Source organism: Starkeya sp. ORNL1 (assembly GCF_012971745.1).
In the GTDB taxonomy this organism is placed as follows: Bacteria; Pseudomonadota; Alphaproteobacteria; order Rhizobiales; family Xanthobacteraceae; genus Ancylobacter.
Window position 1 is genome coordinate 939,897 of sequence record NZ_CP048834.1, and the last position, 15,404, is coordinate 955,300.

At 65.7% G+C, this 15,404-nt stretch carries 19 protein-coding genes and 1 riboswitch; of the genes, 4 read left to right on the plus strand and 15 right to left on the minus strand.

Annotated features, from left to right (window positions below):
• Positions 1 to 9: 9 nt before the first annotated feature.
• From G3545_RS04605 to G3545_RS04615, 3 genes are all read right to left on the minus strand, one after another.
• Positions 10 to 990, minus strand: coding sequence for a hypothetical protein (locus G3545_RS04605; RefSeq protein WP_170010273.1), 981 nt, complete (start codon positions 988 to 990; stop codon positions 10 to 12).
• 104 nt (positions 991 to 1,094) lie between these two features.
• Positions 1,095 to 2,573, minus strand: a complete 1,479-nt coding sequence (locus G3545_RS04610) for an exopolysaccharide biosynthesis polyprenyl glycosylphosphotransferase (RefSeq protein WP_170010275.1) — start codon at positions 2,571 to 2,573, stop codon at positions 1,095 to 1,097.
• A 273-nt stretch (positions 2,574 to 2,846) separates the two neighbouring features.
• Entirely contained in the window at positions 2,847 to 3,944 is a 1,098-nt protein-coding gene (locus tag G3545_RS04615; protein WP_170010277.1) for an RluA family pseudouridine synthase, read from the minus strand.
• 110 nt (positions 3,945 to 4,054) lie between these two features.
• Positions 4,055 to 4,115: riboswitch (Fluoride riboswitch) on the plus strand.
• Positions 4,116 to 4,337: 222 nt separating this feature from the next.
• Between G3545_RS04615 and G3545_RS04620 the strand changes: the two genes are divergently transcribed.
• Genes G3545_RS04620 through G3545_RS04635 form a run of 4 tightly spaced genes read left to right on the plus strand, consistent with a single transcriptional unit; the run spans position 4,338 to position 5,919 of the window.
• Entirely contained in the window at positions 4,338 to 4,700 is a 363-nt protein-coding gene (locus G3545_RS04620) for a DUF190 domain-containing protein (RefSeq protein ID WP_170010279.1), read from the plus strand.
• A gap of 52 nt (positions 4,701 to 4,752) precedes the next feature.
• On the plus strand, positions 4,753 to 5,145 hold the full coding sequence (gene crcB, locus G3545_RS04625) for a fluoride efflux transporter CrcB (protein ID WP_170017907.1): 393 nt from the start codon (positions 4,753 to 4,755) through the stop codon (positions 5,143 to 5,145).
• A gap of 5 nt (positions 5,146 to 5,150) precedes the next feature.
• Positions 5,151 to 5,567, plus strand: coding sequence for a fluoride efflux transporter CrcB (crcB, locus tag G3545_RS04630; protein WP_170010281.1), 417 nt, complete (start codon positions 5,151 to 5,153; stop codon positions 5,565 to 5,567).
• Positions 5,568 to 5,580: 13 nt separating this feature from the next.
• On the plus strand, positions 5,581 to 5,919 hold the full coding sequence (locus G3545_RS04635; protein WP_170010283.1) for a DUF190 domain-containing protein: 339 nt from the start codon (positions 5,581 to 5,583) through the stop codon (positions 5,917 to 5,919).
• Between the two features lie 86 nt (positions 5,920 to 6,005).
• Here G3545_RS04635 and G3545_RS04640 read toward each other — a convergent pair whose 3' ends face one another.
• The 12 genes from G3545_RS04640 to rplR all read right to left on the minus strand — a co-directional run bounded on the left by G3545_RS04640 (position 6,006) and on the right by rplR (position 15,394).
• Positions 6,006 to 7,316 carry a replication-associated recombination protein A gene (locus G3545_RS04640; RefSeq protein ID WP_170010285.1) on the minus strand — a complete coding sequence of 437 codons (1,311 nt, stop codon included), beginning with the start codon at positions 7,314 to 7,316 and terminating at the stop codon, positions 6,006 to 6,008.
• Positions 7,317 to 7,323: 7 nt separating this feature from the next.
• On the minus strand, positions 7,324 to 8,745 hold the full coding sequence (locus G3545_RS04645) for a DegQ family serine endoprotease (RefSeq protein WP_170017908.1): 1,422 nt from the start codon (positions 8,743 to 8,745) through the stop codon (positions 7,324 to 7,326).
• Between the two features lie 225 nt (positions 8,746 to 8,970).
• Positions 8,971 to 9,393 carry a 50S ribosomal protein L17 gene (gene rplQ / locus G3545_RS04650; RefSeq protein WP_170010287.1) on the minus strand — a complete coding sequence of 141 codons (423 nt, stop codon included), beginning with the start codon at positions 9,391 to 9,393 and terminating at the stop codon, positions 8,971 to 8,973.
• A 68-nt stretch (positions 9,394 to 9,461) separates the two neighbouring features.
• A complete protein-coding gene (locus G3545_RS04655) occupies positions 9,462 to 10,478 on the minus strand; it encodes a DNA-directed RNA polymerase subunit alpha (RefSeq protein ID WP_170010289.1) in 1,017 nt (338 codons plus the stop codon).
• Positions 10,479 to 10,595: 117 nt separating this feature from the next.
• Positions 10,596 to 10,985, minus strand: coding sequence for a 30S ribosomal protein S11 (gene rpsK, locus G3545_RS04660; protein ID WP_170010291.1), 390 nt, complete (start codon positions 10,983 to 10,985; stop codon positions 10,596 to 10,598).
• Between the two features lie 80 nt (positions 10,986 to 11,065).
• Positions 11,066 to 11,434 (minus strand): 30S ribosomal protein S13, encoded by a 369-nt coding sequence (rpsM, locus tag G3545_RS04665; protein ID WP_170010293.1) that lies wholly within the window; start codon positions 11,432 to 11,434, stop codon positions 11,066 to 11,068.
• Between the two features lie 331 nt (positions 11,435 to 11,765).
• Positions 11,766 to 12,350 carry an adenylate kinase gene (locus G3545_RS04670; RefSeq protein ID WP_170010295.1) on the minus strand — a complete coding sequence of 195 codons (585 nt, stop codon included), beginning with the start codon at positions 12,348 to 12,350 and terminating at the stop codon, positions 11,766 to 11,768.
• Positions 12,347 to 13,678, minus strand: coding sequence for a preprotein translocase subunit SecY (secY, locus tag G3545_RS04675; protein WP_170010297.1), 1,332 nt, complete (start codon positions 13,676 to 13,678; stop codon positions 12,347 to 12,349). The genes G3545_RS04670 and secY overlap by 4 nt, the downstream gene beginning before the upstream one ends.
• A gap of 59 nt (positions 13,679 to 13,737) precedes the next feature.
• Positions 13,738 to 14,229 carry a 50S ribosomal protein L15 gene (gene rplO / locus G3545_RS04680; protein WP_170010299.1) on the minus strand — a complete coding sequence of 164 codons (492 nt, stop codon included), beginning with the start codon at positions 14,227 to 14,229 and terminating at the stop codon, positions 13,738 to 13,740.
• A gap of 12 nt (positions 14,230 to 14,241) precedes the next feature.
• Entirely contained in the window at positions 14,242 to 14,430 is a 189-nt protein-coding gene (rpmD, locus tag G3545_RS04685; RefSeq protein ID WP_170010301.1) for a 50S ribosomal protein L30, read from the minus strand.
• A gap of 12 nt (positions 14,431 to 14,442) precedes the next feature.
• Positions 14,443 to 14,994, minus strand: coding sequence for a 30S ribosomal protein S5 (gene rpsE, locus G3545_RS04690; RefSeq protein WP_170010303.1), 552 nt, complete (start codon positions 14,992 to 14,994; stop codon positions 14,443 to 14,445).
• Between the two features lie 37 nt (positions 14,995 to 15,031).
• A complete protein-coding gene (gene rplR / locus G3545_RS04695) occupies positions 15,032 to 15,394 on the minus strand; it encodes a 50S ribosomal protein L18 (RefSeq protein ID WP_170010305.1) in 363 nt (120 codons plus the stop codon).
• Positions 15,395 to 15,404 lie beyond the last annotated feature (10 nt).

Here is a 15,404-nt window from a genome sequence, read left to right on the forward strand (position 1 = left end):
GGTACCGCATCAGGCGGCGCGGTCGACCAAAGCGCGCAGGGATGCCGGCATCGCGGCGGCGCGGTCGGCCAGCAGGCGCACCAGCGCCGCGCAGGCCGGACTGGTGCGGCCCTCCCGGGACAGCCGCTCGGTGAGCCACGCCGCGGGCTCGTCGGCGACGGCCACCGTCTCGACCAGGCTGTCGAGCTCCGGCCGATAGCCGGCGAGCGCCAGCATGTCGAGCGCCATATGGGCGCCGTTGCGGGTGTCGGCCGACGGCATAGAGAGGCTGGCGCGCGAACCGGCGTGGAGGCGCGAGGCCGAGCGCACATGCTGGACGACGGCGCGCACGAACAGCGTCTCGAACGCCGGATCGTTGGCGGCGCCGCAGGTGGCGTCATGAATGTCGAACAGCACGTCGGCCTCCTGCCGGGAGACCGCCCGCCCCTCGCCGCCACCGCCGGCCGTGAGCACGCGGCGCAGCAAAGCGACATCATGGGTATCGACGACGCGGCTGAAATGGATGCGGCCGTTGGAAAGCGGTCCTTCGCCGGTGATGATGGCGGCGAGCACCTGACGCAGCGCGAAGGCCGGCAATGCGGGGGCGACGGAGCGTGCGCCTTCCATCAGGCGCAGCAGCAGCGGCAGCGCGCGGGGGCTCTCGGCCATGCAGCCAGCGATGCTTGAAGCCTCGGAGCGCGGCTTGTCGACGTTACGGTTCTGCGCCTGCGGATCGGCAAGCTGTTCGGCGAGCCATTCGGCCTTTTCGCTGGTGACCATCTCGGCCGGCGCGGTGTGTTCGAGCAGATGCGCGGCAATGGCGTCGACGAAGAACACGGCCCAGTCATGGGCGCCGGCCACCACCAGCCGATCGAAGGCGATGAGATCGCAGGCATCGCGGGGATCGGTCACCCCGCCCGAGAACATCGCCGCGCTGAGATAGGCGACATCCGCCGCCGCCACCGCTCCAACCGACCCGCGACCCGCGCGCCTACTCAACTCACCGATCACCACACTCTCCCAACGCAACACATTTAATCAAATGTGCATGGGCGAGGTTACCGGCTGGTTACTTGTCGCGTCGCAGCAAGAATATCGCTGGGGAAGACCGGCGCTCAATAAGCGTTGCGGTGGAAAACTACCATCATGGTGCGCACAACGATCTTGAGATCGAGCCAGAGCGACCAATTATTAATGTATTCGAGGTCGGCGGCGACGCGATGCTCGATGTCGGCGCGCACATGGGTGGCGCCGCGCAGTCCGCGCACCTGGGCAAGGCCGGTGACGCCGGGCTTCATGCTGTGGCGCGACCAGTAGGTCGGCACCAGTTCCCAGAACAGCGCCCCTTCGGCCCGCGAGCCGAGCGCATGCGGGCGCGGACCGACGAGGCTCATGTCGCCGGTGAGCACATTGATGAGCTGCGGCAGCTCGTCAATGCTGCTCTGCCGCAGGAACTTGCCGAGCCGCGTCACCCGGCGGTCTTCGCGCGAGGCCGAGACGCCGCCATTGGCGTCGGCCAGGTCGGCACGCATGGTGCGCAGCTTGAAGCAGCGATAGGTGCGGTTATTGCGGCCGACACGGTCCTGCACGAAGAAGGCCGGGCCGCGGGAGTCGAGCTTCACCAGCACCGCGAACACCGCGATCACCGGGCCGAATATCGGCAGTAAAGCGAGCGTTACCGAAAGGTCGAAGACGCGCTTGGCCAGACGTTCGCCAAGCTTGAGCGGGCCACGCGAGACCACCAGGGTCGGGCGCCCCTGCCAGTCGGAGAGCGCCAGCGGCTGCACGTCACCGAGATCGGCGATGATCTCCGCATCGACGCCGCTGATGCGCATCACTTCCGCCCATTCGCGGCGCTCCTCGGCATCGGCGAGCGAGATCACCACGCGGTCGGCATCGCGGACCATATTGGCCATGCGATCGAAGAAGGCCGGATCGCTGAGCGACGGCTTCAGCCCGACGGCGCGAATGTCGACATGCCGGGTCAGGCTGTCAGCGACGCGGCCGGCATGGGCTTCCGCCCGGTCGGCGAGCACGATGATGGTGGGCTCGACCACGCTACGGAAGGCCTGACGGATCAGCTTCACGCCGATGGCCCGGGTGACGAACAGCAGGCCGACCGCGGCGAGCAGCATGTAGGCGGTCTCGAGGCGGGAGAATTGCGAGCCGACCTGCAGGGCGAACGCGGCGCAAAGGCCGAACGCCGTTGCAACGCCGAGCGCTGCCAGCGCGATGGCAAGGGAACGGCTGAAGGAGGACAGCCGGCGCATGCGATAGGCGCCGAACGTCATCGCCGCCAGCATATATGTCGGTGCCAGCACACCGAGGCTCTGCATCCAGTTATTGGAGCCGAGATCGCCCTGGCGGATCGCCGCGGCGAGCAGGGCGGCCGCGAAAATGACAAGCAGATCGATGACGCCGGCACCGGTCATCAGGCCGAGGCGGATCAGATTGCGATGGCGCAGCAATGCATCGCGCCGCTGTGCGGCATCGGCGATGCGGTCTCCACCGACATATTCGGCAACCTGACGATCCGCGACCCTACGGTCCAGACGGCGCACTTTTACGTCCAAGTAGCTACCCGCTTCGCTCATGGCGTTCGCATCCCGCTCTTGTCGCGGCCAGTGAAGGCCGATCCCCGGAGCCCCAGAGGGGCAGTCTCAATTCGACGGTATCTTCAAACCAAATCGCTGCGTCTGCTAAGTCGGGAAATGATCGCGATGAGCTTCCCCGTTGCAGCGCACACTAGCCGATCTTCCAGGCTCAGGCCATCCACGTGGCTAAAAAAAATATCTCATGCCAGATATTAACAAGATGATGCCGCAAGATAGCGGGCGAATACGCAGAACCATCTTTCTAAAACTGAACTAATTCTCCGGGGAATCGACAATAGGGTCATATTGCGCTGCATCAAAACCGAGCACATTCCAGCTTTGTGCCATATGCTGAGGCAGCGGTGCCGACACGTCGAGCAAAGGCTGGCCCTCGCGCGGATGCGGGATCACCAGCCGACGCGCCAGCAGGTGCAGGCGATTCTGCAGGCCGCCGGGCAGCGGCCAGTTCTCGATATCGAAATACTTCGGATCGCCGACGATCGGATGACCAATATGGGCGGTGTGCGCGCGCAGTTGATGGGTGCGCCCGGTCACCGGCTTCAGCGACAGCCAGGTAAGCTTCTGCCCCGCCTGGTCGACGACGGCGTAGTAGGTGACCGCATGGCTCGCCTCGTCCTCGCCATGGCGGGCGACCCGCATGCGCTCAGCAGCATCATCCTTGGCGAGATAGGTGGAAATACGGCCCTGCCGTGGCCTCGGCACGCCGGGCACCAGCGCCCAATAGACCTTGCGCGCGGCGCGCGAGCGGAAGGTCTTGGCGAGTGTGGCGGCCGCCAGGCGCGAGCGCGCCACCAGCAGGATGCCCGAGGTGTCCTTGTCGATGCGGTGCACAAGACGGGGCTTCACCCCCTCTTCGGTACGCAGCGACTCCATCAGGCCGTCGACATGACGATAGGTGCCGGAGCCGCCCTGCACCGCGAGGCCATAGGGCTTGTTCAGCACCATGACGTCACGATCCTCATAGAGCGTGATCGACTTCAGGAAAGCGGCGTCCTTGTCGTCGTCCACCGGTCGCCGCACCGCAGGCGCCGCAATCGTGCGCTCGCCGGCCATGGGCGCGGGCCCACCCGCTTTGGCCGCAGGCGATTTCGCTGCAGCGCGGTCGAGCTTTTCCCAGTCGGTCTGCCCGGCAGCGCGCGAGACGCCGCCTTCGAGCGGGGGGATGCGCACGCTCTGGCCGCTGGCGAGCCGCGTATTGGTCTTGGCGCGCGCACCGTCGACCCGTACCTGCCCGGTACGCAGCAGCTTCTGCAGATGCCCGAAGGCAAGGTCCGGGTAATGGGTCTTGAACCAGCGGTCGAGGCGCATGCCCTCCTCGTCCCGGTCAACCTGATGCGTCTCGACGGCCATGTATGGAACTCCTCAGCATACCGACATAGACGAGGCGCAGGCATCCGTCACGTCAACGCGCACAACAGCTCAGATGGTTGACCATGCGTGCCAAGGCTCATAGTTTTGTCGCCAGCGATGGGGATGGGGTCCCCCGAAACCGCCGTAAAGGCTGATGACTCCTACCAGGCGTGTTCAGCGCGGTAGGAATCTATTATTCCCCACCTTCCAGATCATGCCTGTCCTGTTGATGCGATCCTCGCCCAGGGATCGCTTGCATGAGGAGAGGCCATGAGACGATTCCCGACGATCCTGCCTGGGAGCTACGACGCCGACGGGCCTGGCCCCGATGAAGCGCGCCGTCTCCGGACGAACGCGATACGCTTGCCCCGGGCCGGGCATGGAGGCTGATCGATGCAGATCCCGGAAAAGGCATCGCTGCTGCGGATCCTCATTGGCGAGGACGACCAGGCTGACGGCCGGCCACTTTATGAGGCGATCGTTCTCAAGGCGCGCGAGGCCCATCTTGCGGGGGCGACCGTCCTGCGCGGTCCGCTTGGCTTTGGTCGATCCAGCGTCCTGCACACGGCGAAGATGCTCCGCCTGTCGCAGGACCTGCCCATGGTGATCGAGATCATCGATACCGAGGAGAAGATCCAGGCCTTCCTGCCAGCACTGACACGGCTCACCCAGAGCTGCCTGATCACCCTGGAGAAGGTTACCGTGCTTCGCTACGGCGCCGATGATTCCGGCATCATTCCCGATGACGGTGATTGAATTCCCTCGCGCCGATGATGCCCTCTCCAACGCTCGCGAAGCTGGACGCTCCATGAATCTGGAAGCCTGTGCCCTCGTATTGCTCGGCGGCTTTTTTGGCGGGATCTCCCGCTTCTTCCTCTCGGGCGTGGTCGGTCGCCGGATCGGCGAGACATTCCCTTGGGGCACATTGGCCGTCAATGTCTCAGGCGCCCTGGCCATCGGTGCCTTCGCCGGAGCGGCGCGCTCGATCGGGGGGATCTTTGCCAGCGAAATGTTTCGCGACCTGATCGTCGTCGGCCTGTTCGGCGGCTACACGACGGTGTCTTCCTTCTGCCTGCAGACGCTGAACCTCGCCATCGACGGCGAACACCGGCGAGCCGTCTTCAATGTCGTCGCCTCGGCCGGTTTGTGCGTCCTCGCGGTCGCGATCGGCTTCTGGTCCGTCGTCCGGTTGGTCGGGTAACCGCGATGCCGAGACATGAAAAGTGGACAGCCGTGTTGCGGTTCTATCTCGCAGTGGGATGCGGGGCTGCAATCGGGTCACTGCTCCGGTACCTGTCCGCAGTGGTGATCGTGTCGATGCTGGGGCAGAGCGCCCTTCTGGCAACGGCCTTCGTCAATATTGTCGGTTCGTTCGTGATCATGTCCTTCGCGACGCTGACCAACCCGGACGGACGCTTCCTTATCGGGCCGGTCGGCCGCCAGTTCGTGATGGGCGGTCTCTGTGGCGGCTTCACCACCTTCTCGGCAATGAGCCTCGACACATTCATTCTGCTGTTCGAAGGCGACTTAACCCTCGCGGCTACCTATCTCGTAACGGTGGTGGTCTTTTCGCTGGCGGCGGCCTGGATCGGCTACGTTCTGGCGGCCCGGCTCAACAGATAATCCGGAGGCGCAGATGAGCCTTCCCAGGGAATCCGTCCTCCTGCGGATATTCTTCGGCGAGGAGGACAGGGCACCGAATGGCAAGCCGCTCTACGAGGCCATCGTCACGAAGGCGCGCGAAATGAGCATGGCCGGCGCGACGGTCCTGCGAGGGCCGCTCGGCTTCGGACGATCGAGCGTCCTTCACACGGCGAAGATCCTGCGGCTGTCGCAAGACCTGCCCATCGTCGTCGAGATCGTCGACGCGCCTGAGAAAATCGATGCGTTCGTCCCGGCGATCATGGAATTGACGAAGAGCTGCCTAATCACCACGGAAAAGATTCAGGTCATTCGCTACGGCGCCGGTGACTAGAGCATTTCCCGATCAGATGGGATCATCTGATCGAAGAGGAATTGCTCCACCTTATTAAATCTAGAGCACTCAGCGCGCCGCGCGCATCACCGCTCGCCCCGCTCCGCTCGCAGCCGCGCCCAATAATCCAGGCGCTTCCGGATCTCGCGCTCGAAGCCGCGGTCGGGCGGATCGTAGAAGGTCTGGCGGCCGAGCTTCTCGGGGAAATAGTCCTGGCCGGAGAACGCGTCCGGCTCGTCATGATCGTAGCGATAGCCGCCGCCATAGCCCTCATTCTTCATCAGCTTGGTCGGGGCGTTGAGGATGTGCTTGGGCGGCACCAGCGAGCCGCCCTCCTTGGCCACCGCCAGCGCCTTCTTCCAGGCGGTATAGACCGCGTTCGATTTCGGCGCAGTGGCGAGATAGACCGCGGTCTGCGCCAGCATCAGTTCGCCCTCGGGCGTGCCCAGGAAATCGTAGGCGTCCTTGGCGGCTGTGGCGATGACGAGGGCCTGCGGGTCGGCGTTGCCGATATCCTCCGCCGCCATCCGCACCAGGCGCCGGGCGAGGAAAAGTGGGTTTTCGCCGGCATCGATCATGCGCGCGAGATAATACAGCGCGGCATCGGGATCGGAGCCGCGTATCGATTTATGCAGCGCGGAGATGAGGTTGTAGTGGCCGTCCTCGCTCTTGTCGTAGATCGGGGCGCGGCGCTGCACGATCTCCTGCAACTCGTCGGTGTCGAACACCTCGCCAGGCCGGGCGGCGCGCCACACCTCCTCGGCCAGCGTCAGGGCGGCGCGGCCATCGCCGTCGGCCATGCGGGCGAGCGCGGCGCGGGCCTCGTCGCCGAGCGGCAGCGCCTTGCCCTCCAGCGTCTCGGCGCGCACCAGCAGGCGCTCGATCGCGGCTTCGTCCAGCGCCCGGAACACCAGCACCCGGGCGCGCGACAGAAGCGCGGCGTTCAGTTCGAAGGACGGGTTCTCGGTGGTGGCGCCGACCAGCGTCACCGTGCCGTCCTCCATCACCGGCAGGAAGCTGTCCTGCTGAGCCTTGTTGAATCGGTGGATCTCGTCGACGAACAGCAGCGTGCCCTTGCCGATGGCGCGGCGGCCGCGCGCGGCGTCGAACACTTTCTTGAGATCGGCGACGCCGGTGAAGATGGCGGAGACCTGCTCGAAGTGCAGGTCGGTCTCGTGTGCCAGCAGGCGGGCCACCGTGGTCTTGCCGGTGCCGGGCGGGCCCCAGAACACCAGCGAGCCGAGCGAGCGCGCCTCCAGCATGCGGGTAAGCACGCCGTCGGGGCCGGTCAGGTGCTCCTGGCCGACCACTTCGTCGAGCTTGCGCGGCCGCAGCCGGTCGGCGAGCGGACGCGGCGCCTCGCGCTCCAGTCCGGCCGCCGTGAACAGGTCGGCCATCGCCGCCTCAGCCCGGAAGCATGGCAGTGAGCTTGCGCCCGCCGCGCTGCAAGGTGACGCGCCACACCCGCGAGGGCTGGCGGGTGGCGCTTTCGAGATCGGCGGTCGTGGCGATGGTGACGCCGTTCACCTCGACGATGACGTCGCCCGCCTTGAGATTGGTGGCATCGGCCGGCGAGCCGTCGGCGACGGCAGTGACGACGACGCCCTTGTCGACATCGACGGTGCGCATCTCCTCGACCACTGCGGGCGAGAGGTTCACCACGGTGGCGCCGGTCAGCGGCGAGCGGCCGGTGAGCGTGAGCTCGGCACGCGGCGTCGTCTCCGGCGCCGGCTCCAGTTGCACGCGCAGCTGCATCTCCTTGCCCTGCCGCACGATGCCGATGTTCGCCTGACCGCCGAGCGGACGGGTGACGAAGCGGTAGCCGAAGGCATCGGGATCATCGACCGCCTGGCTTTCCACGGCGACGATGAGATCTCCGGTCTTCATGCCGGCGGTGGCTGCAGGGCTGCCCGGTGTGACCGTCTGCACCAGCGACCCGACGGGACGCGCGAGGCCGAGGCCCTCGGCGATGTCCGGCGTCACCTTCTGCAACTGGGCACCAAGCCACGGCCGCTTCACCGTCTTGCCGCCGCCCATGGCGGACTGCACGACGATGCGCACCATGTCGGCCGGAATGGCGAAGCCGATGCCCTGCGAGCCGCCGGAGCGCGAGAAGATCGCGGTATTGATGCCGACCACCCGCCCTGCCCCGTCGACCAGCGCACCGCCGGAATTGCCGGGATTGATGGCCGCGTCGGTCTGGATGAAGAAGCCGTAATCGGTGATGCCGGTCTGGGTGCGGGCGAGCGCGGAGACGATGCCCTGCGTCACCGTCTGGCCGACGCCGAACGGATTGCCGATGGCGAGCACGATATCGCCGACCTGGAGATCGTCCGACGAGCCGAGCACCGCGGCCTGGAACGCCGTCTTGCCGTCCTTCAGCTTCAGCACGGCGAGATCGGTGCGGGGATCGCGCAGCAGCACGTCGGCATCGAATTCGCGCTTGTCGTTCAGCGAGACACGAACCTCGTCGGCGCCTTCGATGACGTGGTTGTTGGTGACGACCACACCCGAGGCATCGACCATAACGCCAGAGCCGAGCGAGCGCTGCACGCGCTCGGACGGACCGCTGAACCCTGGCCCGCCCGGTGCGCCGAAGAAGCGGCGGAAGAACGGATCCTCCAGCAGCGGATTGCGACGCTGCTGCACCGTCTTCTGCGCATAGACATTGACGATGGCCGGCGCGGTGCGCGCCACGATCGGCGCGAAACTGAGCCCGATCTCGGCACGCGAGGTCGGCACCCGCGGCTGCTGGGCGTTGGCGGGAACCGCGGCGACAAGTGCCACGGCTAGCGAGCAGACCAGGGTGCGGGCAAGATGCGTCATGCCGGCAGATATAGCGGCGGCAAGGCGGCGGAGAAAGGGCATGGATGGGGAAAGCAACGGCGTTTCGGTTGCAGGCTGCACCGGACCACCCTCGTCGTCATGGCCGGGCTCGTCCCGGCCATCCACGGTTGCCAACTGGGCAACGCGTGTCTGCGCCATCCGGCACAAACAAAAAGGGCAGCCCTGCGGCCGCCCTTCGAATGGTTCGCTGCTTAAAGCCGGCGGTCAGGCGGCTTCGGCGGTCTTGTTCGCCTCGTGGCGGGCGAGATCGGCGGCGCCCTTGGCCTCGACGTCGCGGTCGACCAGCTCGATCACGGCGACGGCAGCCGAATCACCATGGCGGAAACCGGCCTTGATGATGCGGGTATATCCGCCATTGCGCTCCTTGTAGCGCGGGCCGATCACGTCGAACAGCTTGCGCACCACGGCGACGTCGCGGATCTCGGCGATGGCCTGGCGGCGGGCGTGCAGGCCGCCACGCTTGCCGAGGGTGATCAGCTTCTCGACCACGGGGCGAAGATCCTTCGCCTTGGGCAGCGTGGTGAGGATCTGCTCATGGGTGATGAGCGCCTGCGCCATGTTGGCGAACATGGCCTTGCGGTGCTCGGCGGAGCGATTGAAACGGCGATGCGCCTTGCCGTGGTTCATGACGAAATTCCCAAAAGCGACGGCTTCGAGCCGGGGTTGAAGAGACGGCTCGAACGCCGTGCGGATGCTCAGTAATGATCTTCGAAGCGCTTGGCGAGGTCTTCGATGTTCTCGGGCGGCCAGCCCGGCACTTCCATGCCGAGATGCAGGCCCATGCTGGCGAGAACTTCCTTGATCTCGTTCAGCGACTTGCGGCCGAAGTTCGGGGTACGGAGCATCTCCGCCTCGGTCTTCTGGATCAGGTCGCCGATATAGACGATGTTGTCGTTCTTCAGGCAGTTGGCGGAGCGCACGGAGAGCTCCAGCTCGTCCACCTTCTTGAGGAGCGCCGGGTTGAAGGGCAGCTCCTGCATGGCGGGGCTCTCGGCCTCGCGCTTCGGCTCCTCAAAGTTCACGAAGATCTCGAGCTGGTCCTGCAGGATGCGCGCGGCATAAGCGAGCGCGTCCTCGGGGCCGACCGAGCCGTTGGTCTCGATGGAGAGCGTCAGCTTGTCATAGTCGAGGATCTGGCCCTCGCGGGTGTTCTCGACCTTGTAGGAGACCTTCTTCACCGGCGAATAGAGGCTGTCGACCGGGATCAGGCCGATCGGCGCGTCTTCCGGGCGGTTGCGGTCAGCCGCGACATAGCCCTTGCCGGTGTCGACGGTGAATTCCATGCGGATCTCGGCGCCGTCGTCGAGCGTGCACAGCACGAGCTCGGGGTTCAGCACCTGCACGTCACCGACGGTCTGAATGTCACCGGCGGTGACGACGGCGGGACCCTGCTTCTTCACCACCATGCGCTTCGGGCCTTCGCCCTGCATCTTGATGGCGATGTCCTTGATGTTGAGGACGATGTCGGTCACGTCCTCGCGCACGCCGGGGATCGAGGAGAACTCGTGCAGCACGCCGTCAATGTGCACCGACGTCACCGCTGCGCCCTGGAGGGACGACAGCAGGATGCGGCGCAGCGCGTTGCCGAGCGTCTGGCCGAAGCCCCGCTCCAGCGGTTCGGCGATCACGGTGGCGAGGCGCTTCGGATCGCTGCCGGCAGCGACCTCGAGCTTTTCCGGCTTGATGAGCTCTTGCCAGTTCTTCTGAATCACGACGTCACCCTTGCTTTCGACGGGCCCCGGCCTCCGGGCGCCCGCCCCGCGAGGAGCGGGAAGGAAATGCCAAACGCAGCGGCGGGCGCGGGGCCGGAGCCTCGCGCCCGAACAGCGTCAAACGCGGCGGCGCTTACGCGGGCGGCAACCATTGTGCGGGATCGGCGTCACGTCGCGGATCGACGTCACGGTGAAACCCGCAGCCTGGAAGGCGCGCAGAGCCGATTCACGACCGGAACCAGGGCCCGAAACCTCGACTTCGAGGGTCCGCATGCCATGGTCGGACGCCTTGCGGGCGCAATCCTCCGCCGCGACCTGCGCGGCATACGGGGTCGACTTGCGCGACCCTTTGAAACCCATGGCACCGGCCGACGACCAGGCAATGGTGTTGCCCTGCGCGTCGGTGATGGTGATCATGGTATTGTTGAACGAGGCGTTCACATGCGCCACGCCGGAGGCAATGTTCTTGCGTTCGCGGCGTTTGACGCGGGCAGCTTCCTTAGCCATAGGTCCTTTGATCCTTCAGGCGCGCCCGTATTGCCAGGCGCTCGGGATGAAACTCACGACGGGCGCGAAGGCCCGCCGCATCACTTCTTCTTGCCGGCGATCGCCTTGGCCGGACCCTTGCGGGTACGGGCATTGGTGTGGGTGCGCTGGCCGCGCACCGGCAGACCGCGGCGATGACGCAGGCCGCGATAGCAGCCAAGGTCCATCAGACGCTTGATGTTCATCGAGACTTCGCGGCGCAGATCGCCCTCGACGATATAGTCGCGGTCAATGGTCTCGCGGATCTGCAGCACTTCCTGGTCGGTGAGCTGGTTCACCCGACGCTCGGACGGGATGCCGACCTTCTCCACGATCTCCTCGGCCTTCTTGGGGCCGATGCCGTGAATATACTGGAGCGCGATGATGACGCGCTTGTTGGTCGGGATGTTAACGCCTGCAATACGAGCCACTTCGGCTTCTCCATCTGCGCCATGGCCGAGACCATGACAGGACATTCGCCCCGCGTCCGGTGGAGACCGGCCCTTGCGGGGCTACGCACGAACGCGCCCTTCGACATCCTCGGCGGACGTCGAAATGACGCAGTCGCTTGAGTGAAGCGCGGCACATAGAGGGAATCGGGCTCTATGTCAAGCCACGCGGCAGGATTTCCGAGGATGACCCTCTTTTCTCTCCCCGTTGGGGAGAGGTGGCCCGCGAAGCGCGTCGATGAGGGAGAGCCCGATTGCGGACCGGCGAAGGCCCTCACCCCATCCTCTCCCCGTCGGGGAGAGGGAGCTACCCTCAAACCGTCTCCAGCACCTCGGCGATGGCCTCGCTGACCTCGTCGATCGGCCGCATGCCGTCGACAGGCACCAGGAGGCCGCGCTCGGCATAGTAAGGCGCCACCACCGCGGTATCGCGGTTGAACGCCTCCAGCCGGGTCTTGAAGACTTCCGGATCGTCGTCCTTGCGCACCGGCTCGCCGCGGGCCGCAGTTTCCTGCGCGCGGCGCATGATGCGCTCGACCAGCTTGGTCTGGTCGACCTTGAACTCGATCACGGCGTCGAGCTTCAGGCCCTTCTCGCGCAGCATGTCGTCGAGCGCCTCGGCCTGCGCCACGGTGCGCGGGAAGCCGTCGAGGATGAAACCCCGCGCGGCATCCGGCTGCTCGATGCGGTCGGCGACGATGCCGATGACGATATCGTCGGAGACGAGGCCACCGGCATCCATCACCGCCTTGGCCTTGAGGCCGACGGGCGTGCCGTTCTTCACCGCTTCGCGGAGCATGTCTCCGGTCGATAGCTGGACGATGCCATGGCGGGCAACCAAACGCGTTGCCTGCGTGCCCTTACCCGCCCCTGGCGGACCCAGCAGTATCAACCTCATCGGCGCTTCCCCTTGAGCTTGGCCTTCTTGACCAGGCCTTCATATTGATGCGCCAGCAGATGCCCCTGGACCTGCGCCACCGTGTCCATCGTAACGCTAACCACGATGAGCAGCGAGGTGCCGCCGAAATAGAACGGCACCGCGGCGTAGGAGATCAGGATCTCCGGGAACAGGCACACTATCGCAAGGTAACCAGCACCGATGACGGTAATGCGAGTCAACACATAGTCGATATATTCCGCCGTGCGCTCACCCGGGCGGATGCCGGGGATGAAGCCGCCGTGCTTCTTCAGGTTGTCCGCAGTCTCGGTCGGGTTGAACACGATCGCGGTGTAGAAGAAGCAGAAGAACACGATCAGCAGCACATAGAGCAGCATGAACAGCGGACGGCCATGGCCGATCAGCGCCGTAACCGTGGTCAGCCACGGCGGGCCGGAGCCCTGCGTGAAGCTCGCTACCGTGGTCGGGATCAGCAGCAGCGAGGACGCGAAGATCGGCGGGATGACGCCCGATGAGTTCAGCTTCAGCGGCAGGTGAGACGACTGGCCTTCATAGACCTTGTTGCCGACCTGGCGCTTCGGATACTGGATCAGCAGCCGGCGCTGGGCGCGCTCCATGAACACGATGAACATGATCACGGCGACCGCCATCAGGATCACCGCGATGATGATGCCGGTGGAAATCGCACCCTGGCGGCCGAGCTCCAGCGTGTTGGCGATCGCCGAAGGCAGCTCCGCCACGATGCCGGCGAAGATGATCAGCGAGATGCCGTTGCCGATGCCGCGCGAGGTGATCTGCTCGCCGAGCCACATCAGGAACATCGTGCCGCCGGTCAGGGTGATGACCGTGGAGATGCGGAAGAACCAGCCGGGATCCGAGACCACGGCGCCGGAGCCTTCAAGGCCGACCGAGATGCCGTAGGACTGGAACAGCGCCAGCACCACGGTGAGGTAGCGCGTGTACTGGTTGATCTGCTTGCGGCCGGACTCGCCTTCCTTCTTCAGCGCCTCGAGGGTCGGCGAGACCGTGGTGAGGAGCTGGATGATGATGGAGGCGGAGATGTACGGCATGATGTTCAGGGCGAAGATAGCCATGCGCGAGACCGCGCCGCCCGAGAACATGTTGAACAGGCCCAGGATACCGCTGGACGCCGTGCGGAACACGTCCGCCAGGGCGTCCGGGTTGATACCCGGCATAGGAATGTAGGTGCCGAGCCGATAGACGAGAAGCGCACCCAGTGTGAACCAGATGCGCTTCTTCAGTTCGTCGGCTTTCGCCAGAGCACCGAAATTGAGGTTAGCCGCGAGTTGTTCTGCTGCGGACGCCATGGTGGCTTCGCTCCTCGCCCGTGCCCTAGATCAAAGAATCGGAGTGCCTGAGGTAAGCCTCAGGCCGCCGTTTCGCCAGAGGCTTTCGCGGACGCCAGCAGCGTCACGGTGCCGCCGGCCTTCTCCACCGCCGCAACGGCGGTCTTGGTGGCATGCGCCACTTCGAGCGTGACCTTCGCCTTCAGCTCGCCGGTGCCGAGCACGCGGACGCCCTGCTTGACGCGGCGCAGGGCGCCGGCCGCGACCAGGGCCGCCTCGGTGACGGGCTTGGAGGCATCGAGCTTGCCGGCGTCGATCGCGGTCTGGATGCGATCGAGCGAGACTTCGTTGAAGTCCAGGCGGAAGATGTTGTGGAAGCCGCGCTTCGGCAGACGCCGATGCAGCGGCATCTGACCGCCTTCGAAGCCCTTGACCGCGACGCCGGTGCGCGAGGTCTGACCCTTCACGCCACGACCGCCGGTCTTGCCCTTGCCGGAGCCGATGCCGCGGCCGACCCGCATGCGCTTCTTGCGCGAGCCTTCATTGTCACGAATATCGTTGAGGTTGCTCATCGACCTATCCCCTCACGCTTCCACGACGCGCACGAGGTGGCGGACCTTGGCAACCATGCCACGGACAGCCGGCGTGTCTTCGAGCGTCGAACGACGCCCGAGCTTGTTCAGGCCGAGACCAATGAGCGTCGCCCGCTGGTCTTCCGGACGGCGGATCGGGGAGCCGATCTGCTCGACCGTGATGGTTTTCGCGTTCGCCATGATGCGCTCCTATCAGTCGGTCGCTTCGGCGTCGTCGACGCGGCGGCGGCTCTGCAGCTGCGACACCTTGAGGCTGCGGCGAGCAGCGACGAGGCGTGGGCTGTCCTGGTTCTTCAGCGCGTCGAACGTGGCGCGAACCATGTTGTACGGGTTGGACGAGCCGAACGACTTCGCCACCACGTCCTGCATGCCCAGCGTCTCGAACACGGCGCGCATCGGGCCGCCGGCGATGATGCCGGTACCGGCCGGGGCGGCGCGCAGCACCACCTTGCCGGCGCCGTGATGGCCGTGCACGTCATGATGCAAAGTGCGACCCTCGCGCAGCGGCACGCGGATCAGCGCGCGCTTGGCGGCATCCGTCGCCTTGCGGATGGCTTCCGGCACTTCGCGCGCCTTGCCATGGCCGAAGCCGACGCGGCCCTTCTGGTCGCCGACCACGACGAGCGCGGCAAAGCCGAAGCGCCGGCCGCCCTTCACCACCTTGGCGACGCGGTTGATGTGGACCAGCTTGTCCACGAAAGTATTGTCGCGATCCTCGCGTTCACGCTCACGTTCACGAGCCATGATCTAATCCTCTTTCCGCGGTGACCCGCTCGTGTCGTCAGAAGTTGAGGCCGCCCTCGCGGGCAGCCTCCGCGAGCGCCTTGACGCGGCCGTGATAGATGAAGGCGCCGCGGTCGAACACCACGTCCTTCACCCCGGCCGCGACGGCGCGTTCCGCCACGAGCTTGCCGATCGCCTGCGCCGCAGCGATATCCGCGCCGGTCTTCAGGCTGCCCCGCAGATCCTTCTCCAGCGTCGATGCCGCGGCGACGGTGACGCCGTTCGCATCATCGATGACCTGCGCATAAATGTGCTTCGACGAGCGATGCACGGAGAGGCGCGGCCGCCCGTTCGCCGCCGAGCGAAGCGCCCGACGGACACGCGCCTTACGGCGCTCAGTAGCGTCCTGATACTGTGCCATGGTTCGATTC

Coding starts and splice junctions, on each gene's coding strand:
- G3545_RS04610 (WP_170010275.1), bottom strand. CDS start 2,573: ATGAGCGAAGCGGGTAGCTACTTGGACGTAAAAGTGCGCCGTCTGGAC.
- G3545_RS04615 (WP_170010277.1), bottom strand. CDS start 3,944: ATGGCCGTCGAGACGCATCAGGTTGACCGGGACGAGGAGGGCATGCGC.
- G3545_RS04620 (WP_170010279.1), top strand. CDS start 4,338: ATGCAGATCCCGGAAAAGGCATCGCTGCTGCGGATCCTCATTGGCGAG.
- crcB (WP_170017907.1), top strand. CDS start 4,753: ATGAATCTGGAAGCCTGTGCCCTCGTATTGCTCGGCGGCTTTTTTGGC.
- crcB (WP_170010281.1), top strand. CDS start 5,151: ATGCCGAGACATGAAAAGTGGACAGCCGTGTTGCGGTTCTATCTCGCA.
- G3545_RS04635 (WP_170010283.1), top strand. CDS start 5,581: ATGAGCCTTCCCAGGGAATCCGTCCTCCTGCGGATATTCTTCGGCGAG.
- G3545_RS04640 (WP_170010285.1), bottom strand. CDS start 7,316: ATGGCCGACCTGTTCACGGCGGCCGGACTGGAGCGCGAGGCGCCGCGT.
- G3545_RS04645 (WP_170017908.1), bottom strand. CDS start 8,745: ATGACGCATCTTGCCCGCACCCTGGTCTGCTCGCTAGCCGTGGCACTT.
- rplQ (WP_170010287.1), bottom strand. CDS start 9,393: ATGAACCACGGCAAGGCGCATCGCCGTTTCAATCGCTCCGCCGAGCAC.
- rpsK (WP_170010291.1), bottom strand. CDS start 10,985: ATGGCTAAGGAAGCTGCCCGCGTCAAACGCCGCGAACGCAAGAACATT.
- G3545_RS04670 (WP_170010295.1), bottom strand. CDS start 12,350: ATGAGGTTGATACTGCTGGGTCCGCCAGGGGCGGGTAAGGGCACGCAG.
- secY (WP_170010297.1), bottom strand. CDS start 13,678: ATGGCGTCCGCAGCAGAACAACTCGCGGCTAACCTCAATTTCGGTGCT.
- rplO (WP_170010299.1), bottom strand. CDS start 14,229: ATGAGCAACCTCAACGATATTCGTGACAATGAAGGCTCGCGCAAGAAG.
- rpmD (WP_170010301.1), bottom strand. CDS start 14,430: ATGGCGAACGCGAAAACCATCACGGTCGAGCAGATCGGCTCCCCGATC.
- rpsE (WP_170010303.1), bottom strand. CDS start 14,994: ATGGCTCGTGAACGTGAGCGTGAACGCGAGGATCGCGACAATACTTTC.
- rplR (WP_170010305.1), bottom strand. CDS start 15,394: ATGGCACAGTATCAGGACGCTACTGAGCGCCGTAAGGCGCGTGTCCGT.